Here is a 21160-nt window from a genome sequence, read left to right on the forward strand (position 1 = left end):
GCTAGCCTTCCGGCTGACCACGGGTCACCTCCATGTACACATCCTCCCTTCCCTTAGGCCCAGGACCTAGGCCCACCTGGCGGAAACCCGCCTTCTCAAAGGCCCGCCTGGCCCTAAGGTTATGGGCAAAGGTGCGGAGCTTTACCCGCGTAAGCCCCAAGGGACCGAAGGCGTAGGCCAAGGCCGCCCGCACCGCCTCCGTGCCGTAGCCCTGGCCCCAGCGGTCCTTCCGCCCGATGAGGATGCCCAAGGTGGCCTCCTCCGGGGTGAGGTCGTAAAGCTCGAGGGTGCCCAGATACTCTCCCCTCTCGTCCAGGATGACGAAGGCCAGGCGGTCCTTTCGGCGCATCTCCGCCAGGACGAAGCGCTTGAAAAGCCAGAAAGGGGAGCGCAAGGGGCTCGAGCCGTTCCACTCCGCCACCTCAGGGTCGCGGAAGGTCTCGTAAAGCCCCTTCCACTCCTCCTCGGTGAGCCCCGCGCTAAAGGGCTTCAGGGTAACGCGGCCATAGCGGGGCCAGTCCACACGAATAACCTAACGGAGGCTAGGGGTAAAGCCCCCTGAGGGCCCTGGCCTCGAGGACTCGGGTGGCGGCCACCACATAGGCCGCCGTGCGCAAGGGAATCTTCTTCTCCTGGCTCACCTGCCACACCGCCTCAAAGGCATTCCTAAGGACCTGCTCCAAACGAGCGTTGATCTCTTCCTCCGTCCAGAAGTAAGAGTTGAAGTCCTGCACCCACTCAAAGTAGCTCACCGTGACGCCCCCGGCGTTGGCGATGACATCGGGCACCACCAGGACCCCCTTCTCCAAGAGGATGTCGTCAGCGGCCGGGGTGGTGGGGCCGTTGGCCCCCTCGGCGATGATCTTGGCCTGGATCCGCCAGGCGTTCTGCTCGGTGATCTGCTTCTCCAAAGCCGCAGGGATGAGAAACTCTGCGGGCACGGCCCAGAACTCAGGATTGGGCAGGGGCTCGGCTTTAGGGTAACCCCGCACCCCTCCGAAGTCCACCACGTGCTTGAGAAGGTCGTAGGGGTCTATCCCCGCCTCGTTGTAGATGGTGCCCGTGTGGTCCTGGATGGCGATGATCCGGGCCCCATGGTCGTGGAAGATGCGGGCGGCGGCGTTCCCCACGTTGCCGAAGCCCTGGAGGATGACCCGGCTTCCCTCTATGGGAAGGCCTATCTTCTCCGCCGCCGCCCTGGCGGTGACGAAGACCCCCCGACCCGTGGCGTCCCGCCTTCCCAAGGAACCTCCCAGGGCAATGGGCTTCCCCGTCACCACCCCCGGCACCGTGCGGCCCACGTTCATGGAAAAGGTGTCCATCATCCAAGCCATCTCCCGTTCCCCGGTGTTCACATCGGGAGCAGGGATGTCCCGATCCGGGCCCAAAAGGATCCCGATCTCCGAGGTGTAGCGGCGGGTCAGGCGCTCCAGCTCCCCGGGGGAAAGCTTCTTGGGGTCCACCCGGATGCCCCCCTTGCCGCCTCCATAGGGCAGGCCCACGGCGGCATTCTTAATGGTCATCCAGGCGGCCAAGGCCATCACCTCGGAAAGGGTCACCTCGGGGTGGTAGCGCACTCCACCCTTGGCCGGCCCCCGGGCGGTGTTGTGGTGGACCCGGTAACCCTCAAAGTAGGCCACGGTGCCGTCGTCCAGATGGATGGGCACATCCACGATCAGGACCCGCTTGGGCCTCTTAAGGCTCTCCGCCAAAGGGGCATACCGCCCCAGGTAGGGGACCACCCGGTCCACCTGCTCCACGAAAATCTCCCAAGGACCGCCGTCCTTGCCCAGGTAGGAAAGGGGTTCGCTCTTCATAGACACTCCTCTTAGGGGTAGACGCCTCTTAGCCGCGTGGCCTCGTTCACCCGTTCCAAGGCCAGGGCCATGGCCCCGGTGCGCAGGTCGGTGGAAAGGAACTCGGCCCGATCGCACACCTCAGCCACCGCCTTGGCCACGCTCTTCGCGAAGCTTTGCCGCACTTCCTCCTCGCTCCAGAAGAACATGTTAAGGTCCTGCACCCATTCCAAATAGCTCGCCAGAAGCCCCCCGCCCCCTGTGAGGAGGTCCGGCACCACCAGGACTCCCTTGCCCAGGAGATAGGCCTCCCCCTCGGGGGTCAGGCCGAAGTTGGCAGCCTCCAGCACCACCTGGGCCCGCACCGCCTTGGCTGTGTCCCCGTTCAAGGCTCCCTCGAGGGCCGCCAGGACCAGGTAGTCCACATCCAAGGCGAAAAGCTCCTCCGGGGCAAGGTCGTAGCGGGGAAGCTCTCCCGTGGCCTCGTAGTGGCGCAGGACCTCGGCCACCTCGAGGCCCTCTTCCTGGTACATGGCCCCCCGGGCCGTGGATACCGCCACCACCTTCAAGCCCATCCCTTCGGCATGCAAGGCGAAACTGCCCCCCACCTGGCCGAAGCCCTGCACCGCCACCCTGGCCCCTTCCAGGGAAAGCCCCCGGCGCCGGGCGAGCTCCTTGAGCACCAGGGCCACCCCAAGCCCAGCGGCATCGTCCCGGCCCTCGCTCCCCCCAAGGGCATGGGGCTTGCCCGTCACCACCCCCGGCACCGTGGAGCCTACGGTCATGGAGTAGGTGTCCATGATCCAGGCCATCACCTGCTGGTCGGTTCCCAGGTCGGGGCCCAAGATGTCGATATCGGGCCCGATCAGGTTGACCAGCTCAGCGGTGTAACGGCGCACCAGCCGTTCAAGCTCCCTGCGGGAAAGGAGCCTGGGGTCGGCGGCAATCCCCCCCGCTGCCCCGCCAAAGGGCAGATCGTAAACGGCAGCCTTCAAGGTCATCCAGGCGGCCAGGCCCGCCGTCTGGCCCAGGGTTACCTTGGGATGAATCCTCACCCCCCCCTTGGCGGGCCCCCGGGCGATGTCGTGCACCACCCGATAACCCTGGAAAACCCGCACCTTCCCGTCATCCATGACCACGGGCAGGGAAACCGTGACCAGGCGCTTGGGGTGAGCCAGGTACTCCACCGTGGTGGGGTGGATCGCCGCCACCCTTAAGGTCTTTTCCAATCGCTCCAGGAAGGCCTCCCAGAGGCCTGGGTCCTCCGGGGACCTGTATGCGGGAATAGCCATAGCCTCACCGGAGGGGATTATACCCCGCTCGGGGAGGGACGGCTGCCCCGCCCGGCTCCAGGTTCCAAGAAGTCAGGAAAGGCGCTCGGCTTCCTTTAAGGCCAGGGCCTCGAGGGCCTCCTTGTAGGGGGAGGGAGGAAGGGGCTTAAGGGCCGCGGCGGCCAGAAGCGCCCTCTCCCGGATACGCCTTTCCACCTCCTCCGCCACCCCGCTTTCCCAAGCCAGCATGCGCAGGCGGTCCAGATCCCCTTCACGCCTTCCCTTCCGCCTTAGAATCTCCCGCACCTCGGGAAAGCGCTCCATGAGGAGAAGGGTGATCAACGTGGCCTTTCCCTCCCGCACATCCCCCCCCACCGGTTTGCCCAAGGCCTCGGGGGTGCCCATGAGGTCCAGGTAATCGTCCCGCATCTGGAAGGCCTGACCGTAGAGGAGGCCAAAGCGGGCCAAGGCCTCCCGCACCTCCCCATCCACCCCTTTGAGGAGGGCGGGGCCTTCCGTGCTGAGTTCCATTAGTACCGCCGTTTTGGCGGTGATAATGCGCTCGTAGATCTCCAGGGAGTAGTCCTCCAAAGCGGCCACCTGGAACTGCAAAACCTCTCCTTCGCTCAAGGTCTTGGCCACCTGGGCGAAGCGCTCCACCAGCTCCATCCTCCCGGTCTTGGCGATCACATGGAGGAGCCGGGAGAGCAGGAAGTCCCCCGACAACACGGAAACCGCATTCCCGTACCGACGGAAGGCGGCCTCCTTGCCCCGGCGGGTTTCCGCATCGTCGATGAGGTCATCGTGGAGAAGCGTGGCGGAGTGCAGAAGCTCCACCGCCAAGGCCAGCTCCATCTCGAAGGGAGCCCCCCCGATGGCCCTCGAGGCCAAAAAGACCAAGCGGGGGCGGATGCGCTTGCCCCCCGCCGTCACCAGGTCCTGATGGATAAGGCGCACGAAGAGTACGTCGGAGGCGATCAGCTCGGAAAGAGCCTCCTCAAAACGGTTAAGGGGGGCCTCGAGGTCGGGAAGAACCACCACGCCCCCTAGTATAGCCCTTGGGCCCTCAGTAAACCTCTATGGGAGCCGGCAAACGGACCACCTTGGCTTGGCCGCCCAGGGAAACTGTTCGGTAGCTCACTACTTGAGTGGGGGTAAGGGGTGACGCGGAGCTCTTGCTTATGGTTCGGGAAACCGGGGGACAGGACTGGGCCTGAGCCGGGCAGGGCTCGGAAAAGGTAAAATGAGCCTCCACGGGGTTACCGCTCCCATCCAAGAGCACCACATACCCCCTGCCCGAGCCCGGCAGGGGATAGAGGACCAGGGTGTAGGCGTAGTTGTAGGCCACCACGTTGCCGTTCTGGTCACGCTCAGTGGTCAAGGAAAAGTTCTCCCGAGCCACCTGAACAGTGGGGGCACCCACCACAAGGCCCCCCTCGAAGAAGGAACTACAACCGGACAAGCCCAAGAGCAGGATCAGCACCGACAAAAACCCCTTTCGCATCCACCTCACCCCCTTCACCCCATCATTTCCTCGCGCCACTTGGGATTCAGTATAGCAAAGCTAAGCCGGGCCAGGCCGGCCAGGAAGTCCACGTTCTCCACCGCTACCTCCTTGGGCACCTCCAGTACCGTGGGGGCGAAGTTCAGGATACCCTTGATCCCCGCGGCCACCAAGCGATCGGCTGCCTCCTGGGCCGCCTCCCGGGGCACGGTGAGGAGGGCGATCTCTATGCGGCCGGGCACCCTTTGGGGAAGCAGGTCCATGGGCTCCACCACCCCATTCCTCACCCGGCGGCCGATCTTCTCGGGATCCACGTCAAAGAATCCCCGTAGCTCAAAGCTTTCTCCAAACCCGGGGTAGTCGGCCAAAGCGCTACCCAGACGTCCCATACCCACGATGCACAGGCCCCACTTTCGGTTCAGGCCCAGGATGTGGCGGAGTTCCCGCTTGAGCACGGGCACCGTGTAGCCCACCCCCCGGGTGCCGTAGGAACCGAAGTAGGAAAGGTCCTTCCGCACCTGAAACGCCGTGACCTGGGCCTCCTCCGCCAGCTGCTCGGAGCTGGTGCGGTGAACCCCCTTGGCCTCCAGCTCCTCCAGGATGCGTAGGTACGTGACCAACCGGCTGATGGCTGCACTGGGAACCTTCATCGCACCTCCAAGGCCTCGAGGCCCAAGGCCCGCACCTTGGCCTTGACGGCCTCCTTTTCCGCCTCGGCCACCGGGCCCACCCGCACCCGGTAGACCCCATCCTTCACCAGAACCACGGGCAGGCCCACTTCCCTGAGCTTTGCGGCCAGTGCCAGGGCGTTTTCCTCCTTCTGGAAAGCCCCCACCTGAAGGTAAAGGGTGCCCGAGGCCGGCGGGGCCGCTCCCTGGCCGCGGTACACTTGAGCCCCGTAGACGGCCAAGGCCTCCGCCACCCGTTTGGCCTCGGCCTCGGAGGCGTAAGGACCCACCACCACCCGGGTCAGGTTGCCCAAAGGCTCCAGGCGAGCCGGGTACCCCTTCTGGGCCAGCTCCTGGCGAAGCCTGGACGCGTTTTCCGGATTGGCAAAGGCCCCCACCGCCACCCGGTAGGTTCCACCCGGCGCAGGCGCCGAAGGAGCAGGCGCGCTTGGAGGGGATCCTCCAGGCGAGGCAGGGGTTTTTTCCTGGGGTACTGGCTTGGACTCCGCTGGAGCCTGGGGTAGGGGAAGCACGGTGACCACGGGTTCAGGAGCCGGTTTGGCCTCAGGGGAGGGCACCTGGGGGGCAGGCCCCACCTTGGGGGGCTGGACCGGGGAAGGAGGGGGCGAGGAGGTGACCGAAGGCCCGGGCATGGGCGAGGCCCTCTCCTTTGGCCGGGCAAAGGGATTGATGCCGGTTAGGTAAAGGACAATGCCCGCCGCCACCAGGGCGATGAGGAGAAAAATGAGGAAGTCCAGCCAGTTTTCCCGTAGCCAGCGCATTCTACCTCCGAAGCAAGGCCCGCGCCTCCTTCGAGCCCAGGGCCGCCGCCTGGTTCAAGGCCCGCTCGGCTTCCGCATCCCGGCCCAGGCCCTTTAAAGCCAGGCCCAGGTTGTACCAGGCCGCCGCCTGCCTGGGGGCTTTTCCCAGCACCTCTCTGAGGACCAGCTCCGCCTCCCCGAAGCGCCCCAGGGCCACCAAGGCTGCCGCCAGGTTCACCCCCACCCCTGGATCGCGGTCGGACTCGTAGAGGGGGCGCAGGAGGGCCAAGGCCTCCTCCAGGCGGCCCATCTCCAGCAACAACGTGCCCCTAAGGGCCTGGGCCTCTGGGGTGGTAAGCCCCTCGAGGAGCTTCAAAGCCTCCTCCTTCCGGCCCAAGGCGTAGGCGGCCTGGGCCTTGAGGAAGCCCCCCGGAGGACCCGCTTCCTCGGCATACCGGTAGGCGTTCTTATAGTCCTTAAGCCGCAGGCAGGCCGCCGCCAGGGCCAAGGCCACCTGGGGCTCGGGGCTGGTCCGGTAGGCGGAAAGCAGGTAGTCCAGGGCCCCCTTGGCATCCCCCGCCTCAAGGCGGGCCTGCCCCAGGAGGTAGGCGGCCTCCCATAGGGAAGGATCCAGGGCGTAGGCCTCCTTAAGCACGGGCTCCGGGCGGGAGGAAAGAAGGGCCTTGCGTAGGAGGAGTCTCGCCCTGGCCTTCCCCTCCACCGCCTTAAGACCCCGGTCCAGCTCCCTCAGGGCTCTTTCCTTCAAGCCCTCCTCTGCCAGGATGCGGGCCAGCAGGTCCCAGCCCTCGGCCGACCCGGGCTCCCGATTGAGAAGGCCATAGAGCACCGGCACCGCTTCGGCCCGGGCCCCTGCGGCGTAAAGGGCCTGGGCCAGGGCCAGGTGGTAGGCGGGGCTCCGCTCTGGGGTAAGCCCTTTGCGCAAAACCTCTGCCGCCTCCTTGGCCTGACCTGCCTCGGCGAGGGCGCTGGCCCACCCCAGGTAGGCTTCCTCCGTGGGGGAAAGCTCCACCGCCTTGGCAAAGGCCTCCGCCGCCTCCTTGGGCTTTCCCAGGCGCAGGTACACCTGGCCTAGGTTGTAATGGCCCTCGTAACGGTCGGGGAAAACCCGGACCATCTGGTCAAAGGCGAAGCGGGCCTCCTCGAGGCGGCCCAAGCGGAAGAGGCTCACCCCAAGGCCCAGATGGGCCTCGAAGCGGCCATAGTCCTGGGCTAAAACCTCCTCATAAGCCAGGACGGCTTGGGCATACTCCCCGGCCTTGAACAGCGATTCCGCCCGTTCCAAGGAGGTCTGCGCCAAAGCCAGACCCAGCCCCAGGAGAAGCGTTAAGGCTTTGGGAAAAGGTCTCGTCATAAGGGCCTCCAAACCCGTCGTTGCCTTAAGCATAGCACAGCTCCAGGGGAAGGGTCTTTGTTATTCTAAGGGCGTGGGTCCTGCTTTGGGCAAGGCCCTGGACCTGGATGCCCCCCGGGTCTTGGTCCTGAACGCCGCCTACGAGGTCTTGGGGCTTGCCAGCATCAAGCGAAGCGTCCTCCTGGTGCTTTCCGGGGGGGCGGAGATGCTCTCGGAAAGCGGGCGCTACCTGCATACCCCCTCCACCCGGATCCCGGTCCCCAGCATCATCCGCTTGAAGCGCCTGGTGCGGCGGGGGCCAAGCCGCATCCCCCTAAACCGCCGCAACATCCTGAGGCGGGACCGCTACACCTGCCAGTACTGCGGCCGCCAGGGAGGGGAGCTCACCGTGGATCACGTGCTTCCCAGAAGCCGGGGAGGCAGGAGCACCTGGGAGAACCTGGTGGCCGCCTGCCGCTCCTGCAACCTGAAGAAGGGGGACCGCACCCCCGAGGAAGCGGGGATGCGCCTGCTAAAGCCTCCCCGGGCGCCCAAGGCGCCCCTTTTTCTTTCCGATCTAAAGGAGGTTCCCGAGGACTGGCAGCCCTACCTCCAGGCCTGGTTGTCCTAACCCCTAGCGCCGCACCGTGAGGATCACCGCCAAAAGCACCAAGCCTGCCCCCAGATAGGCCCAGAGGGAAAGCACCTCCCTAAAGAGGAGGAAGGCGAACAGGTTGGCCACCACGGGCTCGAGGGTGGCCACCACGCTGGCCCGGGTGGCGGGAAGGCGCTTCAACCCTGCGTAGTAGGCCAGATAGGCCCCGTATGTGGAAAATACCCCCAAAAAGAGCAAGGCTTCCATGGCCCTTGGGCTCAAAGGAGCAAACTCCACCCAGGGCAAAAGCCCTAGGGCCCCCACGGGCAGGGCGTAGAGGAAGAGGGTGGGGGTGGCGTAGCGGGAAAGGTAGAGCTTGCCAAAGATGTAGTAAAGCGCATAGGTGAAGCCGGAAAGGAGCCCGAAGAAAAGGGCGAGGGAGAGGACCCTTACCCCGCTTCCCCCTCCCACGCCCATAAGCCCCACCCCCAGCAGGGTCAGGGCCACTGCCAAAAGGCCGGTGCGGTCCAGGGACTCCTTCAGGACCACCAGGGAAAGGAGGGCCACCCAGGCTGGGGCCGTGTACAGGAGGACGGAGGCCAAGGCCGCCCCCCCGTAGACCACCGCCAGCTGATAGGAACCGTAGAAGAGGGAAACCCCCACCAGGCCGAAAAGAAGGAGAGGTAAGGCATCCCGCCTTTCCACCCTAACCTGGCGCAGGAGCAGGGCGTGCAGGCCGAAGAAGACCCAGGCGATGCCTGCCCGGAAGAAGGCCACGGCCAGGGGAGTAAGCCCCTCCTCAAAAGCCAGGCGGCTTACGGGGCCAATGAGACCCCAAAGGAAGGCAGCCAGGAGCAGGTACAGGTAGCCCATGGGGAAGAGTGTATAATCCCCCCAGTGCCCTATGGAGGCTGACCTATGAGCGCGCGTACCCTTTTTGCCCTCCTTGTCCTCCTTCTTTTGGTCCTCTTCTCCTGGCTCAACTGGGGGGAGATCACCAAGCCCACCTCCCTTTCCCTGGGCCTCACCCGGGTGGAGGCCCCCTTGGGCCTGGTTCTGGTGGTGGCCCTGGGGGTGGTGTCCCTCCTCTACCTCATCTTCACCATCGGCCTGGAAACCGCCGCCCTTTTGGAGGTGCGGCGCTACGCCCGGGAGCTTCTCCACTACAAGAAGCTGGCCGAGGAGGCAGAGCAGAGCCGATACACCGAGCTTAGAGGCTACCTAGAGGCGGAGTTCAAGCGCCTGGCGGAGGCGGAGAAGGAGGAGATCCGGGCCCTCGAGGCCCGCCTGGCGGAAACCCTGGAAAAGCACGGGAACACCCTGGCCGCCTACATCGGCGAGCTGGAAGACCAGCTCCTAAGGCTCCTCCAGGGGCGGGGAGGAGAGAATACGTAAGCGCCGGCACCCATCCCGGGGCCCGACGCTCACGGGCATCCTTCCCTTTTTTCGGCGCTCCTACTCCACCAGCTCCACCAGGGCCAAGGGCGCCCCATCCCCCCGCCGGCGTTCCGCCAGCTTGAGCACCCGGGTGTACCCTCCGGCCCGGTTCTGGTACTTGGGGGCGATCTCGTCGAAGAGCTTCCGCACCAGCTTCACGTCCTGCAGGTCCCTCAGCACCAGGCGGCGGGCGTGCAGGTCCCCCCGCTTGGCCAGGTGGATGAGGTGGTCCACGAAGCCGGTGAGTTCCTTGGCCTTAGGCACGGTGGTGGTGATGCGGCCGTGGGTGAGAAGGCTTTTGGCCTGGTTGCGGTAAAGGGCCAGGCGGTGGGAAGAGTGACGGTTCAGCTTTCTTCCAGACTTCAGGTGGCGCATGGTCTCACTCCTTTAGGGCGAATCCCTTTTTGGCCAAAGCCTCGCGGATCTCCTCGAGGCTCCTTTCCCCGATGCCGGGGATGTTCTTAAGGTCCTTGAGGTTCAAGGCCAAAAGCGCCCGCACCGACTCGATCCCCTCCTCCTTGAGGCTGTGGAGAACGCGGGTGGAAAGGCCAAGCTCCTCCAGGGGCAGGTCCAGGTCCTCCTCCCCTTCCGCACGCTCCACGGAAGCCGGTTCCGGGGCAGGCAGGGCGGTGGCCTGCGGGTTGGCGAAATAGGAAAGGTGCTCCTTGAGGATCTCCACTGCCTGGTTCAAGGCCTCCAAGGGGGTGACGGAGCCATCCGTCCAGATCCGCAGGGTCAGCTTATCCAGGTCGGTGCGCTGCCCAAGCCGGGTATCCTCCACCTGGAAGGCCACCCGGCGCACGGGGGAGAAGATGGCGTCCACGGGGATGGAGTTGATGCGGTCCTTGATGCCGTGGCGCTCGGCGGGCACGTACCCCACGCCCCGGTCCACCCGCACCTCCATGTAAAGCTTGCCTCCCTTGTCCAAGGTGGCGATGGTGAGGTCCGGGTTCAGGATCTCCGCATCGGGGGGCACCACGAAATCCCCCGCCTTGACCACCTTGGGCCCTTCCGCCTTCAGGACCAGGGTGGTGGTCTGCATCTTGGGGTCCAGGAAACGCACCACCAGCTCCTTGAGGTTCAGGATGATCTCCACCACGTCCTCCTTGACCCCAGGAATGGTGGAGAACTCGTGGAGGACATCCTCAATGTACACGCTGGTGACCGCGGTCCCGGGAATGGAGGAAAGGAGAATCCGCCTCAAGGGGTTGCCCAGGGTGACGCCGAATCCCCGCTCCAGGGGCTCCAGGACAAACTCCCCGTACTCCCGCCCCTGGGTGCGCACCGTGAAGACCGGGGCTTTCAGCTTGCTCTCTAACATAGACCTCCTTGCCGGCAACACATGGGCCCGGTCCAGCCGGGCCCCTTTAGGGCTACCTGGAGTAGAACTCCACCACCAGTTGCTCGTTCACGGGAAGCGCCAGGTCCTCCCGATCGGGCAGGCGCAGGAACTTACCCTTCATCCCCTCCACATCCAAGGAGAGCCAGGGGCCCACCTTGCGGCCCTTCATGGCCTCGAGGTTCTCCCGGATGAAGGCCAGGTTGCGGCTACCCTCGGCGATGGCGATCTCATCCCCAGGCTTCACCCGGTAGGCGGGAAGGTCCACCCGGCGGCCGTTCACGGTGATGTGGCCGTGGCGCACCATCTGCCGCGCCTGGCGGCGGCTAGCGGCGAAGCCCAGCCGGTAGACCACGTTGTCCAAGCGGGACTCCAAAAGCCCCAGGAAGACGGTACCCGTAACCCCCTTCTTGCGGCTGGCCTCCTCAAAGAGGTTGCGGAACTGGGTTTCGGAGATCCCGTAGATGCGGCGGAGCTTCTGCTTCTCCCTCAGGCGCACCGCGTAGTCGGAAGGGCGGCGGGTGCGCTTCTGCCCGTGCTGCCCCGGAGGGTAGGGGCGGCGCTCCATGGCGCACTTGGGGCTGTAGCAACGCTCCCCCTTCAGGTAGAGCTTGACTCCTTCCCGGCGGCAAAGACGGCAAACTGGACCAATGTAACGACCCATCTTCTCCTACTCCTTATGAAGCCTTGCGGAACTTCTTCTTAGGCCGGCAGCCGTTGTGGGGCACAGGGGTGTCGTCCACAATGGACTTCACCTGCAAGCCCGAGGCCTGGAGGGCCCTGATGGCCTGCTCCCGGCCCGCCCCGGTGCCGCGCACGATCACGTCCACGCTCTGCATGCCGTAGGCCATGGCCTTCTTGGCCGCATCCATGGCCGCCAGCTGGGCCGCATACGGGGTGCCCTTGCGGCTCCCCTTGTAGCCGATGACCCCACCCGAGGACCAGGTGATGGGGTTGCCGTCCGGGTCGGTGATGGTGACGATGGTGTTGTTGTAGGAGGCGTGGATGTACGCCTTCCCACTGGCCACCTGTCGTTTGACTTTCTTCTTGGTCGCTTTTCTGGCCATACTCTCCCTCAGCTTTAGGAGTATCCACTGGCCCTAGAACTACTTCCTAGGGGCTTTCTTCTTGCCCGCCACGGTCTTGCGGGGACCCTTGCGGGTACGGGCATTGGTGCGGGTGCGCTGCCCCCTCACCGGCAATCCACGGCGGTGGCGGAGGCCCCGGTAGCAGCCGATATCCATGAGGCGCTTGATGTTGGCGGCCACCTCAGCCCTGAGCTCACCTTCCAGCTTCCAGGTGTTCTCCACGTACTCCCGAAGGCGCACCACCTCCGCCTCGGTGAGGTCCTTCACCCGGGTCGCCGGATTGATGCCCGTCTTCTCCAGAGCCTCCTTGGCCCGGGCCGGCCCCACCCCGTAGATGTAGGTGAGGGCCACGTCCACCCGCTTGTTCCTAGGAATCTCCACACCTGCAATCCTCGCCACGTTCCCTCCTTACCCTTGCCGCTGCTTGTGCTTGGGGTTCTCGCAGATCACGTACACCCGGCCGTGCCGGCGCACCACCTTGCACTTCTCGCACATCTTTTTAACCGATGCCCGTACCTTCATCTCGCCTCCTACTTCCTGTACACGATGCGGCCCCGCGTGGGGTCGTAGGGGGTAATCTCCACCACCACCCGGTCCCCGGGCAGGATGCGGATGTAGTGCATGCGCATCTTGCCCGAGATGTAGGCCAGGATTTCCGGTCCCGAGTCCAGCTTCACCCGAAACGTGGTGTTGGGCAAAGCCTCGGTAACCACGCCTTCCGCCCGAATGGTGTCCTTCTCCTTCGCCATACCCCTCCTACCGCGCCCGCACCAGGGAAACCCCGGTGAGAAGCTCCGGGCCCTCCTCCGTCACCAAGACGGTGTTCTCGTAGTGGGCGGCGAGGTTGCCAGGTCCGGCGCTCGCCGTCCAGCCATCTTCCAATATTACCACAGAAGCCGGGCGTAGGGTGACCATGGGCTCGAGGGCCAGGGTCATGCCAGGCCGGATCTTGGGGCCCGTTCCCGGTTTGCCGAAGTTGGGCAGCTGCGGATCCTCGTGGATCTCCCGCCCCACCCCGTGCCCCACGAACTCCCGCACCACCCCATACCCCCGGCTTTCCAGAAACGTCTGGACCGCATGGGCCACATCCCCGATGCGGTAGCCAGGCCTAAGGTACTTCATCCCCTCCCAGAAGGCGGCCTCGGTATCCTGGATGAGCCTTTCCGCCTCCGGGGAAACCCTGCCCACGGGAAAGGTGCGGGCCATGTCGGCGGCAAACCCCCCGTAGATGAGGCCCACATCCACAGAAAGGATATCCCCTTCCTTCAAGGGCTCCTCCGAGGGGATGCCGTGGACCACCACCTCGTTCACCGAGGTGCACAGGGTGGCGGGAAACCCGTAAAGGCCCAGAAAGGCCGGCTTGGCCTTGCGCTTTTTTATGGCCTCGTAGGCGATCCGGTCCAGCTCCTTGGTGGTGATGCCGGGCTCCACATGCCGGCCCACCTCCTCCACCACCTCGGTGAGGAGGGCCCCCGCCTCCCGCATGCGCTCAATCTCCCATGGACTCTTCAGCTTGATGGCCATCAGATTCCCAGGGCTGCCCGGATGCGGGCGTAGACCTCATCGGGGGTACCCAGGCCGTCCACCCGCCTCAAGGCACCCGTTTTTTCATAATACTGCACCAAGGGCTCGGTTTTCTCCCGGTAGACCCGGAGCCGGTGCCGGATGGTCTCCTCGTTGTCGTCCGAACGCCCCTCGAGCTCCGCCCGCTTGAGCATACGGGCGATGAGCTCCTCCTCCGGCACCTCCACCAGCACCACCCCAAGGAGCCGGGTCCCGGTAGCCTGAAGCAGGTGGTCCAGGGCCTCCGCCTGGGCCAGGGTGCGGGGAAAGCCGTCGAAGATCACCCGCTCCGAAAGCTCCTCCCGAATAAGGGCCAGGATGAGCTCATCCGGAACCAGGTCCCCCCGGTCCATGATGGGCTTCACCTGCTGCCCCAGGGGCGTGCCCCGGGCCACATGGTCCCGGAGGATGTCCCCGGTGGAGAGTTTCTTAAAGCCCAGCTCCTCCGCCAGCCTGGCCGCCTGGGTGCCCTTTCCCGCCCCCGGCGGCCCCAAGAAGATCACCGCTTCCCCCATCCCCCCTCCTAGCGCGTGCGGCCGCGGATGCGGCCCTTGGAAAGGAACCCCTCGTAGTTCCTCAGCATCAGCTGGCTCTCAATCTGCCGCAAGGTGTCCAGGGCCACGCCCACCACGATGAGAAGGCCGATACCGGAAAAGGCGATGCTCTTCACCCCGGTGAGGTTCTGGATGATCTGGGGCAACGCCGCCACCAGGCCCAGGAAGAGGGCCCCCCAGAGGGTCAGGCGGGAAACGATATGCTCCAAGAACTTCACCGTGGGCTCGCCTGGGCGGATGCCCGGGATGAACCCCCCGTATTCCCGGAGGCTCTCCGCAATCCGCTTGGGGTCAAACTGGACCGCGGTGTAGACGTAGGTGAAAAGGACGATGAGCACCACCTCGATGAGGAGGCCGGAGATCCGGGTGGGGTTGAAGAAGTTGGCGATGGCCTGGAGAATCTGGTTGTCCTGGAAGGGGGCGGTGAGGAAGATGGGGATCTGCAAAATGGCAGCAGCGAAGACAATCGGGATGACGCCGGCAGCGTTCAGCTTGATGGGGATGTAGGTGGCCTGCCCCCCGTAGACCCTCCTGCCCACCACCTTCCTGGCGTACTGGACGGGAATGCGCCTCTCCGCTTGCTGTACCGCCGCCATCCCGGCAAAGGCCAAGACGATAAAGGCCAGGAAAAAGAGGAAGGCCACCAGGTTGACCTCCCCGGTGCGGATGAGGCCAGCGGTGCGGAAAAGTTGCGGCAGCCAGTTCACCACGATCCCGGAAAAGATGATCATGCTGGTGCCGTTGCCGATGCCGTACTCGGTGATGCGCTCCGCCATCCAGAGAAGGAGGGCGATGCCCGCCACCTGGGTGACCACCACCACCAGCCAGAAGAAGGGACCGGGCGCCCAGCCAGGCAGCAGGAAACGCCCCCCCTCCGCCCCCAGGAAGGCGGTGGCCAGAAAGAAACCCTGGAAAGCCCCCAGAGCGATGCCGCCGATCCGGGTGTACTGGTTGATGATGCGGCGGCCCTCCTCACCCTCCTTGGAAAGCTTCTCCAGGGTGGGAATCACATTGACCAAAAGCTGCATGATGATGGCGGCGGTGATGTAGGGCATGATTCCCAGGGCGAAGATGGAGAAGCGCTCAAAGTTACCGCCCGAAAAGAGGTTGATGATGCCGAAAACCCCTCCCTGGGTGGTGCGCAGGAACTCCTGGATCTTGTCCAGGTCCACCCCCGGGGTGGGGATAAAGGCCCCCAGGCGGTAGGCGGCCAACACCAGCAGGGTGAAGAGGATCCGCTGGCGCAGTTCGGGAATAGCCAGGGCGCTCCGGAAGGCCTTAAGCATCCTAAGCCTCCTTGGGTGCTTGCCCTTCGGGCAAGGGAGCCAGAAGGACGGCCTCGCCGCCCGCAGCCTTTAGCTTTTCCAGGGCGGTCTTAGAAAAGGCGTGGGCCACCACCTTAAGGGGCTTGGCCTCCCCTTCCCCCAGCACCTTAAGCCGGTAACCCTTCTTCAGGATTCCAGCCTGGACCAGCACCTCCGGCGTCACCTCCCCGTCGAAGCGGGCCAGGTCCCTCAGGTTCACCCCCTGGTACTTGGGCCTCTTGATCTCCCCGGGCACCTGTCCCTGCATGCCCCGCTTGGGCAGGCGCATCAGGGTGGTGGAGCGCCCCCCCTCAAAGCGGCGGGGATCCTTGAGGCCACCGGAGCGGGACTTCTGCCCCTTGTGACCCCGGGTGGCCGTCTTGCCGTGGCCGGAGCCAGGGCCCCGCCCCACCCGCTTCCGCCTCTTGTTGGCCCCAGGATTGGGTTTTAGATCGGTAAGCTTCATTCCAGCACCTCCACCCGCACAAGGTGGGCCACCTTCTTGATGTTGCCCAGTATGGCGGGATAGTCCTCGAGGACCTTTTCCCTGTGGAGCTTGGTCAGCCCCAGGGCTTTCAAGGCCGCCTTCTGGTCCTTGGGATAGCCGATGGGGCTCTTCACCAGCTTAACCTTGAGCTTGGCCATCACTCCTCCCCACCCTTCCGCAGGCGCTCCACATCCTGCTTGGTCTTAAGCTGCCTGAGGGCCTCCATGGTGGCGTAGGCGATGTTGATGGGGTTGCGGCTCCCCAGCTCCTTGGTGAGGATATCCGTGATCCCCGCAAGCTCCAGGATGGCCCGGGGCACTGCCCCCGCAATCACCCCCGTGCCCGGGGCTGCGGGCTTCAGGAGGATCTTGGAGGCCCCGTACTCCACCTCGATCTCGTGGGGAATGGTGCCGTTTTGGATGGGCACCTCCACCATGTTGCGACGGGCGTAGTACCCCGCCTTCTGCACCGCCAGGGGCACCTCCTTGGCCTTGCCCAGGCCCAGGCCCACCCGGCCCTGCCGGTCACCCACCACCACCAAGGCCCCGAAGCGGAAGCGGCGGCCACCCTGGTAGGTCTTGGCGGTGCGCCGCACCAGGATCATCTTCTCTTCAAAGTCGGTCTCGGGCATGCTTCCTCCTTGCTAAGCGACCTAGAACTCCAGGCCCCCTTCTCTGGCCCCTTCCGCCAGAGCCTTTACCCGGCCGTGGTACTTGTAGGGGCCGCGGTCAAAAGCCACCTTGGTGATCCCCAACGCCTTGGCCTTCTCCGCCAGGGCCCGCCCCACCTGCCGGGCCACCTCGGTCTTGTTGCCCTTAAGCTTCAGGGCCAGGCTGGACTCGGCCACCAGGGTATGGCCCTTCTCGTCATCGATGATCTGGGCGTAGATGTGGTTAAGGCTCCGGAAAACGGACAGGCGGAGCCGGCCCGTGCGCTTGATGCGGTTACGCACCCGGAACTTGCGGCGTTCGTATGCGGTAAGCCGTGCCATAGTTCCCCCTACTTCTTGGCCCCGGCCTTGCCGGGCTTAAGGCGGACGGGCTCGCCCGCGTAGTAAATGCCCTTCTCGTGGTAGGCGCTGGGCTTCTTGATGGCGCGCAGGTTGGCGGCCACCTGGCCCACCTTCTGCTTGTCTATACCTAGAACGCGGATCTTGGTGGGCTCGGGCACCTCAAAGGTGATGCCCTCCGGGGGCTCCACCACCACGGGGTGGCTAAAGCCCACGGTGAGCTCCACCGCCCGTCCCGCAAGCCGGGCCCGGTAGCCGATGCCCTTGATGAGGAGCTCCTTCACGTACCCCTCAGAAACCCCCTTGATGGCGTTGGCGATGAGGGTCCGGGTGAGGCCGTGCAGGCTCTTGTGCCGGCGCTCATCCGAGGGCCGCTCCACCCGCACCACCCCTCCGTCCACCACCACCCGCATCTCCGGGGAGATGGGCACGGAAAGTTCGCCCTTGGGGCCTTTCACCTTGACGAGCCCCGGGGTCACTTCCACAGTGACCCCCTTGGGCAAGGGAATGGGAAGCCGGCCAATCCTAGACATCACCACACCTCGCAGATAAGCTCCCCGCCCACGCCCAGACGCCGGGCCTCCCGGTCGGTAAGGACGCCCTTGGGCGTGGACAGGATGGCAATCCCCAGGCCGCGGCGCACCCGGGGAATCTCCTTGACCCCCACGTACACCCGTCGCCCAGGACGGCTGATGCGACGGATGTGGTTGATGACCTGTTCGGGCCGGGGATCAGGCCCCTGGCGCCTGGGCCCATACTTGAGGTGGATGCGCAAAACGGGCTTGCCGTCCACCTCCACCCGCTCGTACCCCTTGATGAAGCCCTCCCGCGCCAGGATCTTGAGGATCTCCTCCTTGAAGCGGGAGGCGGGTACCTCGGTGCTCTCCTTGTAGACCCGGGTGGCGTTCCGAATCCGGGTCAGCATGTCGGCAATGGGGTCCGTCAACATTTCCTCTCTCCTTTTACCTCACTCCTGGACCATGCGGTCTCGAGGGAACCCCCTCGACCGGCCACGGCCTACCAGCTGGCCTTCTTCACCCCGGGAAGCTGCCCCTTGTGGGCCAGCTCCCTAAGGCAAATCCGGCAGAGCCCGAAGTAGCGGTACACGCTCCTGGCCCTCCCACAGCGCACGCAACGGGTGTAGGCCCGCACCTTGAACTTGGGGGTACGCTTGGCCTTTTCGATCAACGCTTTTCTCGCCATGCTCGCCTCACTTGCGGAAGGGGAAGCCCAGAAGCTCCAAAAGGGCCCTGGCCTCCTCGTCGGTCCGGGCGGTGGTCACCACCGCGATGTCCATTCCCCGAAGGGCGTCCACCATGTCGTAGGTGATCTCCGGGAAGATGAGCTGCTCCCTCAACCCTAGGTTGTAGTTGCCGCGGCCGTCAAAGCTGTTCGGATTCACCCCCCGGAAGTCGCGGATGCGGGGAAGGGCCACGGAAAGGAGCTTCTCCAGGAAGATCCACATCCGGTCGCCGCGCAGGGTAACCCTGAGGCCGATGGGCATCCCCTTGCGGAGCTTGAAGTTGGAGATGGACTTCTTGGCCCGGGTTATGGCCGGCTTCTGGCCGGTGATGAGGGCAAGCTCCTGGGAAGCCTTCTCCAGGATGCGGGCATCCTCCTTGGCCTCCCCCAGCCCCTGGTTGATCACCACCTTCTCCAGTCGGGGAACCTCCCAGATGTTCTGGTAGCCGAAGCGGCGGATGAGCTCGGGCCGTACCTCCTCGTAGTACTTCTTCTTCAGCGCAACCTCTAGCGGCATCTTATCCCTCCACGTCCAAAGCCCCGCCGCACTTGGCGCACACCCGGATCTTGCGGCCGTTTTCCAGGAGCTTCTTCCGCACCCGGGTGGGCTTGCCGCACGCGGGGCAGATGGGGCGCACCTTGGAGGCATGCAGGGGAGCTTCCTGCTCCACAAAGCCACCCTGGGGGTGCTGGGGGCTCACCCGCACCGCCTTCTTAACGATGTTCACCCCCTCCACGATGACCGCCCCCTTCTTGGGCAGCACGGCCTTCACCTTGCCCACCTGGCCCTTGTACTTGCCGGAGGCCACCAGAACCGTGTCCCCCTTCTTCACATGTAGCTTGGCCTGCATCAGAGCACCTCCGGAGCCAGGGAGACGATCTTCATGAAGCCCTTTTCCCGGAGCTCCCGTGCCACGGGGCCGAAGACGCGGGTGCCCCGGGGCTCTAGCTGGTTGTTGATGATGACGGCGGCGTTGTCGTCAAAGCGGATGGCGGAGCCATCGGGGCGCTTGACCTCCTTTTTGGTGCGCACCACCACCGCCTTCACCACGTCGCCTTCCTTCACCGCCCCCCGGGGGATGGCCTCCTTGACGCTGGCCACGATGATGTCCCCCACGGTGGCGTACTTGGCGTTGGAGCCCTTAAGCACGCGGATGCACATGATCTTGCGGGCCCCGGTGTTGTCGGCCACCTCCAGGTAGGTCTGGGGCTGGATCATGCCTTACCTCCCCGCTTGGAAAGGCTGGCGTAGTTCTGCCTACGCACCAGGTACTTTTCCACCAGGTCCAGCCTGCCCCCCTCCACCAGGCGCAAGACCCTAAAGCGCTTGCGCTTGGAGATGGGGCGGGATTCGATGATCTCCACCACGTCCCCCACCTTGTACTTCCCCTCGGGGTCGTGGGCCAGGTACTTTTTGGAGCGCTTGATCACCTTGCCGTAGAGGGGGTGGGGAAACTGGCGCTCCACCAGGACCGAAACGGTCTTCTGCATCCTGTCGCTCACCACCACCCCGGTCAGCACCTTCTTAGGCATTGGCCCTCCTCCTCTCGTTCAGGATCGTGAGGAGCCGGGCGATGAGGCGCCGGGTCTCCCGGATCCTGTGGTTCTGGGAGAGCTGGCCGATGGAGGCCTGGAAGCGAAGCTCCATCAGCTCCCGCTTCTTCTCCCGAACCAGCTTCTCGATCTCACTGGGAGAGAGCTTGCGGATCTCACTGGGCTTCATCGTAGGCGTCCCTCCTCACGATCTTGGTCTTGATGGGAAGCTTGTGGCCGGCGATGCGCAAGGCCTCGAGGGCCTGCTCCTCCGTGACGCCCGCCACCTCGAACATCACCCGGCCCGGCTTCACCACCGCCACATACCCTTCCACGTTGCCCTTACCCTTACCCATCCGCACCTCGAGGGGCTTCTTGGTGTAGGGCTTGTCGGGGAAGATGCGGATGAAGATCTTGCCCCCGCGGCGGAAATGGCGCACCATGGCCACACGGGCCGCCTCAATCTGCTGGGAGGTGATCCAGGCGGGCTCCATGGCCACCAGGCCGAAGTCCCCGAAGGCCACGTAATCACCCCCCTTGGCCGCCCCCTTCATGCGACCCCGGTGCTGCTTGCGGTACTTCATGCGCCTGGGCATCAACATGGCCTATTCCTCCTTCTTCACGCGCACCGCTGGGCGGCGGCGGCGGGGCTTTTCCTCCGCCCTCGGCCCCTCGGGGCGGGCCTTGGGCTTCTGTCCGCCGATCACCTCGCCCAGGAACACGTAGGCCTTGACCCCCAGCACCCCGTAGGTGGTGCGGGCCAAAGCGAAGCCGTAGTCTATGTTAGCACGAAGGGTGTGAAGGGGCACCCGGCCCTCGGCGGCCCACTCCGTGCGGGCCTGCTCGGCGCCGCCGATGCGGCCGGAGACGATGACCTTGGCTCCCTTAGCCCCCGCCTCCATGACCCGCTGCACTGCCTGCTTGATGGCCCGCCGCACGGCAAAGCGGCGCTCGATCTGCTCCGCCACCCGCTGGGCCACCAAAGGAGCGGAGAGGTTGGGGTTGTGGATCTCCTGGACGTTCAGGGCCACGTTCTTGCCGGTGAGCTGGGAAAGGGTGTCCCTCAGGACCTTGATCTTCTCCCCGCCCCGGCCGATGACCACACCCGGCTTGGCCACGTGCACGGTCACGGCCACGTTGTCCGCGGCCCGTTCGATGTCGATGCGGGCCAAACCAGCCGGGTAGAGCTCCTTGGTGAGGACCTCGCGGATCTTCTGGTCCTCCACCAGGAGGTGGCGGTACTGCTTCTTGCCCGCATACCAGCGGGACTCCCAGTCCCGGGTGATACCGAGCCTGAACCCAATGGGGTGGATCTTATTTCCCATGTTTCTCTCCCAAGATCACCGTGATGTGGCTGGTCCTCTTCTTGATGATGTCCGCCCGGCCCCGGGCCCGGGGAAGCACCCTTTTCAAAGCGGGCCCCTCGTCCACAAAGGCCGCCTTCACGAAAAGCCGGTCCTCCAGCATGTCGTGGTTGTTGACCGCATTGGCGGCGGCGGACTCCAGCACCTTGGCCACGTAATAGGCCCCCCGCTTAGGGGTGTAGCGCAGGATAGCGCGGGCCTCCTCGAGGCTCTTTCCCCGGATCAGGTCCACCACCAACCGGACCTTCCTGGGGGAGATGCGCACGTAACGGGCAATGGCTTTCGCTTCCATGG

Annotated in this window: 36 protein-coding genes; 2 read left to right on the forward strand and 34 right to left on the reverse strand. The window is 65.0% G+C overall.

Annotation, left to right across the window (positions count from 1 at the left end):
• Position 1: 1 nt before the first annotated feature.
• From KQ693_RS00920 to KQ693_RS00955, 8 genes are all read right to left on the reverse strand, one after another.
• Entirely contained in the window at positions 2 to 523 is a 522-nt protein-coding gene (locus KQ693_RS00920; protein WP_015718071.1) for a GNAT family N-acetyltransferase, read from the reverse strand.
• A 19-nt stretch (positions 524 to 542) separates the two neighbouring features.
• Positions 543 to 1817, reverse strand: a complete 1275-nt coding sequence (locus tag KQ693_RS00925; protein ID WP_267261644.1) for a Glu/Leu/Phe/Val family dehydrogenase — start codon at positions 1815 to 1817, stop codon at positions 543 to 545.
• A gap of 11 nt (positions 1818 to 1828) precedes the next feature.
• A complete protein-coding gene (locus tag KQ693_RS00930; protein ID WP_267261645.1) occupies positions 1829 to 3088 on the reverse strand; it encodes a Glu/Leu/Phe/Val family dehydrogenase in 1260 nt (419 codons plus the stop codon).
• A gap of 72 nt (positions 3089 to 3160) precedes the next feature.
• A complete protein-coding gene (locus KQ693_RS00935) occupies positions 3161 to 4105 on the reverse strand; it encodes a polyprenyl synthetase family protein (protein WP_267262396.1) in 945 nt (314 codons plus the stop codon).
• Between the two features lie 28 nt (positions 4106 to 4133).
• Positions 4134 to 4610: a hypothetical protein gene (locus KQ693_RS00940; RefSeq protein WP_267261646.1), complete on the reverse strand. Its 477-nt coding sequence runs from the start codon at positions 4608 to 4610 to the stop codon at positions 4134 to 4136.
• Complete coding sequence (locus tag KQ693_RS00945) at positions 4586 to 5221, reverse strand: redox-sensing transcriptional repressor Rex (RefSeq protein WP_219759697.1); 636 nt, start codon at positions 5219 to 5221, stop codon at positions 4586 to 4588. Before KQ693_RS00945 ends, KQ693_RS00940 begins: the two co-directional genes overlap by 25 nt.
• Complete coding sequence (locus KQ693_RS00950; RefSeq protein ID WP_267261647.1) at positions 5218 to 6021, reverse strand: SPOR domain-containing protein; 804 nt, start codon at positions 6019 to 6021, stop codon at positions 5218 to 5220. The genes KQ693_RS00945 and KQ693_RS00950 overlap by 4 nt, the downstream gene beginning before the upstream one ends.
• A gap of 1 nt (position 6022) precedes the next feature.
• A complete protein-coding gene (locus KQ693_RS00955) occupies positions 6023 to 7372 on the reverse strand; it encodes a tetratricopeptide repeat protein (protein WP_267261648.1) in 1350 nt (449 codons plus the stop codon).
• A 97-nt stretch (positions 7373 to 7469) separates the two neighbouring features.
• Here KQ693_RS00955 and KQ693_RS00960 point away from each other — a divergent pair, with 97 nt between their 5' ends.
• On the forward strand, positions 7470 to 7982 hold the full coding sequence (locus KQ693_RS00960; RefSeq protein WP_038071884.1) for an HNH endonuclease: 513 nt from the start codon (positions 7470 to 7472) through the stop codon (positions 7980 to 7982).
• 3 nt (positions 7983 to 7985) lie between these two features.
• Here KQ693_RS00960 and KQ693_RS00965 read toward each other — a convergent pair whose 3' ends face one another.
• Positions 7986 to 8819 carry a DMT family transporter gene (locus tag KQ693_RS00965; RefSeq protein WP_267261649.1) on the reverse strand — a complete coding sequence of 278 codons (834 nt, stop codon included), beginning with the start codon at positions 8817 to 8819 and terminating at the stop codon, positions 7986 to 7988.
• A 45-nt stretch (positions 8820 to 8864) separates the two neighbouring features.
• Here KQ693_RS00965 and KQ693_RS00970 point away from each other — a divergent pair, with 45 nt between their 5' ends.
• Positions 8865 to 9341 (forward strand): hypothetical protein, encoded by a 477-nt coding sequence (locus tag KQ693_RS00970; RefSeq protein ID WP_038070442.1) that lies wholly within the window; start codon positions 8865 to 8867, stop codon positions 9339 to 9341.
• Between the two features lie 60 nt (positions 9342 to 9401).
• On the opposite strand, the gene rplQ is transcribed toward KQ693_RS00970, so the two are convergent.
• The 25 genes from rplQ to rplV all read right to left on the reverse strand — a co-directional run bounded on the left by rplQ (position 9402) and on the right by rplV (position 21158).
• Positions 9402 to 9758 (reverse strand): 50S ribosomal protein L17, encoded by a 357-nt coding sequence (rplQ, locus tag KQ693_RS00975; protein ID WP_019550483.1) that lies wholly within the window; start codon positions 9756 to 9758, stop codon positions 9402 to 9404.
• Between the two features lie 4 nt (positions 9759 to 9762).
• Positions 9763 to 10704 (reverse strand): DNA-directed RNA polymerase subunit alpha, encoded by a 942-nt coding sequence (locus tag KQ693_RS00980; RefSeq protein WP_038070443.1) that lies wholly within the window; start codon positions 10702 to 10704, stop codon positions 9763 to 9765.
• Between the two features lie 52 nt (positions 10705 to 10756).
• Complete coding sequence (gene rpsD / locus KQ693_RS00985; RefSeq protein WP_015718085.1) at positions 10757 to 11386, reverse strand: 30S ribosomal protein S4; 630 nt, start codon at positions 11384 to 11386, stop codon at positions 10757 to 10759.
• A 13-nt stretch (positions 11387 to 11399) separates the two neighbouring features.
• Positions 11400 to 11789: a 30S ribosomal protein S11 gene (gene rpsK / locus KQ693_RS00990; protein WP_015718086.1), complete on the reverse strand. Its 390-nt coding sequence runs from the start codon at positions 11787 to 11789 to the stop codon at positions 11400 to 11402.
• Positions 11790 to 11828: 39 nt separating this feature from the next.
• Entirely contained in the window at positions 11829 to 12209 is a 381-nt protein-coding gene (rpsM, locus tag KQ693_RS00995; protein ID WP_015718087.1) for a 30S ribosomal protein S13, read from the reverse strand.
• A 9-nt stretch (positions 12210 to 12218) separates the two neighbouring features.
• Positions 12219 to 12332: a 50S ribosomal protein L36 gene (rpmJ, locus tag KQ693_RS01000; protein WP_014514895.1), complete on the reverse strand. Its 114-nt coding sequence runs from the start codon at positions 12330 to 12332 to the stop codon at positions 12219 to 12221.
• A gap of 8 nt (positions 12333 to 12340) precedes the next feature.
• Positions 12341 to 12559, reverse strand: coding sequence for a translation initiation factor IF-1 (gene infA / locus KQ693_RS01005; RefSeq protein WP_003043942.1), 219 nt, complete (start codon positions 12557 to 12559; stop codon positions 12341 to 12343).
• 7 nt (positions 12560 to 12566) lie between these two features.
• Positions 12567 to 13334, reverse strand: a complete 768-nt coding sequence (gene map, locus KQ693_RS01010; protein WP_038030045.1) for a type I methionyl aminopeptidase — start codon at positions 13332 to 13334, stop codon at positions 12567 to 12569.
• Positions 13334 to 13888 carry an adenylate kinase gene (locus KQ693_RS01015; protein ID WP_038030047.1) on the reverse strand — a complete coding sequence of 185 codons (555 nt, stop codon included), beginning with the start codon at positions 13886 to 13888 and terminating at the stop codon, positions 13334 to 13336. The genes map and KQ693_RS01015 overlap by 1 nt, the downstream gene beginning before the upstream one ends.
• Before the next feature lie 8 nt (positions 13889 to 13896).
• Positions 13897 to 15213, reverse strand: coding sequence for a preprotein translocase subunit SecY (gene secY / locus KQ693_RS01020; protein ID WP_219760526.1), 1317 nt, complete (start codon positions 15211 to 15213; stop codon positions 13897 to 13899).
• 1 nt (position 15214) lies between these two features.
• The gene (gene rplO / locus KQ693_RS01025; protein WP_219760525.1) at positions 15215 to 15697 is read right to left on the reverse strand and encodes a 50S ribosomal protein L15; all 483 of its coding nucleotides are present in this window, start codon (positions 15695 to 15697) and stop codon (positions 15215 to 15217) included.
• On the reverse strand, positions 15694 to 15876 hold the full coding sequence (gene rpmD / locus KQ693_RS01030; RefSeq protein ID WP_267261650.1) for a 50S ribosomal protein L30: 183 nt from the start codon (positions 15874 to 15876) through the stop codon (positions 15694 to 15696). Before rpmD ends, rplO begins: the two co-directional genes overlap by 4 nt.
• On the reverse strand, positions 15876 to 16349 hold the full coding sequence (gene rpsE, locus KQ693_RS01035; RefSeq protein WP_015718093.1) for a 30S ribosomal protein S5: 474 nt from the start codon (positions 16347 to 16349) through the stop codon (positions 15876 to 15878). The genes rpmD and rpsE overlap by 1 nt, the downstream gene beginning before the upstream one ends.
• 21 nt (positions 16350 to 16370) lie before the next feature.
• Positions 16371 to 16709 (reverse strand): 50S ribosomal protein L18, encoded by a 339-nt coding sequence (gene rplR, locus KQ693_RS01040; RefSeq protein ID WP_015718094.1) that lies wholly within the window; start codon positions 16707 to 16709, stop codon positions 16371 to 16373.
• Between the two features lie 8 nt (positions 16710 to 16717).
• On the reverse strand, positions 16718 to 17260 hold the full coding sequence (gene rplF / locus KQ693_RS01045; protein WP_038030051.1) for a 50S ribosomal protein L6: 543 nt from the start codon (positions 17258 to 17260) through the stop codon (positions 16718 to 16720).
• Entirely contained in the window at positions 17260 to 17676 is a 417-nt protein-coding gene (gene rpsH, locus KQ693_RS01050) for a 30S ribosomal protein S8 (RefSeq protein WP_015718096.1), read from the reverse strand. Before rpsH ends, rplF begins: the two co-directional genes overlap by 1 nt.
• A gap of 68 nt (positions 17677 to 17744) precedes the next feature.
• Positions 17745 to 17930, reverse strand: a complete 186-nt coding sequence (locus KQ693_RS01055; protein WP_003043922.1) for a type Z 30S ribosomal protein S14 — start codon at positions 17928 to 17930, stop codon at positions 17745 to 17747.
• Positions 17931 to 17937: 7 nt separating this feature from the next.
• Positions 17938 to 18486, reverse strand: a complete 549-nt coding sequence (gene rplE / locus KQ693_RS01060) for a 50S ribosomal protein L5 (RefSeq protein WP_015718097.1) — start codon at positions 18484 to 18486, stop codon at positions 17938 to 17940.
• A gap of 1 nt (position 18487) precedes the next feature.
• Positions 18488 to 18820, reverse strand: coding sequence for a 50S ribosomal protein L24 (rplX, locus tag KQ693_RS01065; protein WP_015718098.1), 333 nt, complete (start codon positions 18818 to 18820; stop codon positions 18488 to 18490).
• Positions 18820 to 19188, reverse strand: a complete 369-nt coding sequence (gene rplN, locus KQ693_RS01070; protein WP_015718099.1) for a 50S ribosomal protein L14 — start codon at positions 19186 to 19188, stop codon at positions 18820 to 18822. Before rplN ends, rplX begins: the two co-directional genes overlap by 1 nt.
• Positions 19185 to 19502 (reverse strand): 30S ribosomal protein S17, encoded by a 318-nt coding sequence (gene rpsQ, locus KQ693_RS01075; protein WP_219760524.1) that lies wholly within the window; start codon positions 19500 to 19502, stop codon positions 19185 to 19187. Before rpsQ ends, rplN begins: the two co-directional genes overlap by 4 nt.
• Positions 19495 to 19692: a 50S ribosomal protein L29 gene (gene rpmC, locus KQ693_RS01080; RefSeq protein WP_015718101.1), complete on the reverse strand. Its 198-nt coding sequence runs from the start codon at positions 19690 to 19692 to the stop codon at positions 19495 to 19497. Before rpmC ends, rpsQ begins: the two co-directional genes overlap by 8 nt.
• Positions 19679 to 20104 carry a 50S ribosomal protein L16 gene (gene rplP / locus KQ693_RS01085; protein ID WP_015718102.1) on the reverse strand — a complete coding sequence of 142 codons (426 nt, stop codon included), beginning with the start codon at positions 20102 to 20104 and terminating at the stop codon, positions 19679 to 19681. Before rplP ends, rpmC begins: the two co-directional genes overlap by 14 nt.
• 3 nt (positions 20105 to 20107) lie before the next feature.
• The gene (gene rpsC, locus KQ693_RS01090) at positions 20108 to 20827 is read right to left on the reverse strand and encodes a 30S ribosomal protein S3 (RefSeq protein ID WP_038070446.1); all 720 of its coding nucleotides are present in this window, start codon (positions 20825 to 20827) and stop codon (positions 20108 to 20110) included.
• Positions 20817 to 21158 (reverse strand): 50S ribosomal protein L22, encoded by a 342-nt coding sequence (rplV, locus tag KQ693_RS01095; RefSeq protein WP_015718104.1) that lies wholly within the window; start codon positions 21156 to 21158, stop codon positions 20817 to 20819. Before rplV ends, rpsC begins: the two co-directional genes overlap by 11 nt.
• Positions 21159 to 21160 lie beyond the last annotated feature (2 nt).

The organism is Thermus brevis, assembly GCF_026427635.1.
Classification (GTDB): Bacteria; Deinococcota; Deinococci; order Deinococcales; family Thermaceae; genus Thermus; species Thermus antranikianii.

Bases quoted from the DNA above. Each gene is read 5' to 3' on its own strand.
- KQ693_RS00925 (WP_267261644.1), bottom strand. From the start codon at position 1,817: ATGAAGAGCGAACCCCTTTCCTACCTGGGCAAGGACGGCGGTCCTTGG.
- KQ693_RS00930 (WP_267261645.1), bottom strand. From the start codon at position 3,088: ATGGCTATTCCCGCATACAGGTCCCCGGAGGACCCAGGCCTCTGGGAG.
- KQ693_RS00945 (WP_219759697.1), bottom strand. From the start codon at position 5,221: ATGAAGGTTCCCAGTGCAGCCATCAGCCGGTTGGTCACGTACCTACGC.
- KQ693_RS00950 (WP_267261647.1), bottom strand. From the start codon at position 6,021: ATGCGCTGGCTACGGGAAAACTGGCTGGACTTCCTCATTTTTCTCCTC.
- KQ693_RS00955 (WP_267261648.1), bottom strand. From the start codon at position 7,372: ATGACGAGACCTTTTCCCAAAGCCTTAACGCTTCTCCTGGGGCTGGGT.
- KQ693_RS00965 (WP_267261649.1), bottom strand. From the start codon at position 8,819: ATGGGCTACCTGTACCTGCTCCTGGCTGCCTTCCTTTGGGGTCTCATT.
- KQ693_RS00970 (WP_038070442.1), top strand. From the start codon at position 8,865: ATGAGCGCGCGTACCCTTTTTGCCCTCCTTGTCCTCCTTCTTTTGGTC.
- rplQ (WP_019550483.1), bottom strand. From the start codon at position 9,758: ATGCGCCACCTGAAGTCTGGAAGAAAGCTGAACCGTCACTCTTCCCAC.
- KQ693_RS00980 (WP_038070443.1), bottom strand. From the start codon at position 10,704: ATGTTAGAGAGCAAGCTGAAAGCCCCGGTCTTCACGGTGCGCACCCAG.
- rpsD (WP_015718085.1), bottom strand. From the start codon at position 11,386: ATGGGTCGTTACATTGGTCCAGTTTGCCGTCTTTGCCGCCGGGAAGGA.
- rpsK (WP_015718086.1), bottom strand. From the start codon at position 11,789: ATGGCCAGAAAAGCGACCAAGAAGAAAGTCAAACGACAGGTGGCCAGT.
- rpmJ (WP_014514895.1), bottom strand. From the start codon at position 12,332: ATGAAGGTACGGGCATCGGTTAAAAAGATGTGCGAGAAGTGCAAGGTG.
- infA (WP_003043942.1), bottom strand. From the start codon at position 12,559: ATGGCGAAGGAGAAGGACACCATTCGGGCGGAAGGCGTGGTTACCGAG.
- map (WP_038030045.1), bottom strand. From the start codon at position 13,334: ATGGCCATCAAGCTGAAGAGTCCATGGGAGATTGAGCGCATGCGGGAG.
- KQ693_RS01015 (WP_038030047.1), bottom strand. From the start codon at position 13,888: ATGGGGGAAGCGGTGATCTTCTTGGGGCCGCCGGGGGCGGGAAAGGGC.
- secY (WP_219760526.1), bottom strand. From the start codon at position 15,213: ATGCTTAAGGCCTTCCGGAGCGCCCTGGCTATTCCCGAACTGCGCCAG.
- rplO (WP_219760525.1), bottom strand. From the start codon at position 15,697: ATGAAGCTTACCGATCTAAAACCCAATCCTGGGGCCAACAAGAGGCGG.
- rpmD (WP_267261650.1), bottom strand. From the start codon at position 15,876: ATGGCCAAGCTCAAGGTTAAGCTGGTGAAGAGCCCCATCGGCTATCCC.
- rpsE (WP_015718093.1), bottom strand. From the start codon at position 16,349: ATGCCCGAGACCGACTTTGAAGAGAAGATGATCCTGGTGCGGCGCACC.
- rplR (WP_015718094.1), bottom strand. From the start codon at position 16,709: ATGGCACGGCTTACCGCATACGAACGCCGCAAGTTCCGGGTGCGTAAC.
- rplF (WP_038030051.1), bottom strand. From the start codon at position 17,260: ATGTCTAGGATTGGCCGGCTTCCCATTCCCTTGCCCAAGGGGGTCACT.
- rpsH (WP_015718096.1), bottom strand. From the start codon at position 17,676: ATGTTGACGGACCCCATTGCCGACATGCTGACCCGGATTCGGAACGCC.
- KQ693_RS01055 (WP_003043922.1), bottom strand. From the start codon at position 17,930: ATGGCGAGAAAAGCGTTGATCGAAAAGGCCAAGCGTACCCCCAAGTTC.
- rplE (WP_015718097.1), bottom strand. From the start codon at position 18,486: ATGCCGCTAGAGGTTGCGCTGAAGAAGAAGTACTACGAGGAGGTACGG.
- rplX (WP_015718098.1), bottom strand. From the start codon at position 18,820: ATGCAGGCCAAGCTACATGTGAAGAAGGGGGACACGGTTCTGGTGGCC.
- rplN (WP_015718099.1), bottom strand. From the start codon at position 19,188: ATGATCCAGCCCCAGACCTACCTGGAGGTGGCCGACAACACCGGGGCC.
- rpsQ (WP_219760524.1), bottom strand. From the start codon at position 19,502: ATGCCTAAGAAGGTGCTGACCGGGGTGGTGGTGAGCGACAGGATGCAG.
- rpmC (WP_015718101.1), bottom strand. From the start codon at position 19,692: ATGAAGCCCAGTGAGATCCGCAAGCTCTCTCCCAGTGAGATCGAGAAG.
- rplP (WP_015718102.1), bottom strand. From the start codon at position 20,104: ATGTTGATGCCCAGGCGCATGAAGTACCGCAAGCAGCACCGGGGTCGC.
- rpsC (WP_038070446.1), bottom strand. From the start codon at position 20,827: ATGGGAAATAAGATCCACCCCATTGGGTTCAGGCTCGGTATCACCCGG.
- rplV (WP_015718104.1), bottom strand. From the start codon at position 21,158: ATGGAAGCGAAAGCCATTGCCCGTTACGTGCGCATCTCCCCCAGGAAG.